Raw genomic sequence first — 378 nt, forward strand, 5'->3', positions numbered from 1 at the left:
AGAAGCTGATGGTTTCACCAACGCTCAGGAAGTCCAGGTTCTCGCTGCTGCTGTAGTTCCAGCCGGTTTGATCGACCGAGAAGCCGGCCACCAGTGCCGCGGCTTGCGCCGCACCGAGGGTGCCGCCACTCCAGGCGATGTCGTTGTTGGCGGTCTGGCTGACCGTCACGATGTCGTTGCTGTCCAGATCGGCAAAGCTCAGCGCCCCGCTGTCGCTCAGCGTGGCTGTGCCATTACCTTCGCTCATCGCGCCGGTCGTGTCGTCGATGGTCAGCGTCGGCTGGTCGTTGGTCCCGGTCAGGGTGATCGTCACCGTCTGCGGTGCCGAGGTCGCATTCCCTGCGCCGCTGTCGTCGCTGGCCACCACGGTGTAGGAGA

General features: G+C 64.6%; 1 protein-coding gene. It reads right to left on the minus strand.

What is annotated here, in order from left to right; all coding sequences use genetic code 11:
* On the minus strand, positions 1 to 378 hold a 378-nt coding region (locus tag Q8X48_RS29875), incomplete at both ends, for a VCBS domain-containing protein (RefSeq protein ID WP_407802817.1).

The sequence above is a fragment of the Pseudomonas sp. QLc11A genome, from assembly GCF_052112305.1.
GTDB lineage: Bacteria > Pseudomonadota > Gammaproteobacteria > Pseudomonadales > Pseudomonadaceae > Aquipseudomonas > Aquipseudomonas laurylsulfatiphila.